Here is a 359-nt window from a genome sequence, read left to right on the forward strand (position 1 = left end):
GAAGAAATTGAAGTCGTTGTGGAAGCAAACAAAGTAGTAGAAGTACAAATAGAAAACGCAAAAGAACTAGGAAGCTTACAAGTAATCAAAAAGGATGCAGAGAGTGGAAAAGTTCTAGCAGGCGCAGAATTTAAATTAAAGAATGAATCTGGTCAAGTAGTTGGAGAAACGAAAACAACAGATAAAGATGGTGTTGTGAAATTCGAAAACGTAGTGCCAGGAAAGTACACGTTAGAGGAAACGAAAGCGCCAGAAGGTTATAAAGCGCTAGAAGTGACAGTAGAAGTAAACGTTGTAGCGAACGAAGTAGTAAAACAAGAAGTTACGAATGAAAAAGTAACAGGTCAATTCGAAATCGT

Annotated in this window: 1 protein-coding gene; it reads left to right on the plus strand. The window is 37.3% G+C overall.

The genetic code is table 11. The annotated features are described in order from the left end of the window. Positions 1-359 (plus strand): SpaA isopeptide-forming pilin-related protein (locus RT27_RS31200; RefSeq protein ID WP_043939094.1); only part of this gene is annotated, 359 nt, incomplete at both ends.

Source organism: Bacillus sp. L_1B0_5, from assembly GCF_000836715.1.
In the GTDB taxonomy this organism is placed as follows: Bacteria; Bacillota; Bacilli; order Bacillales; family Bacillaceae_G; genus Bacillus_A; species Bacillus_A thuringiensis_S.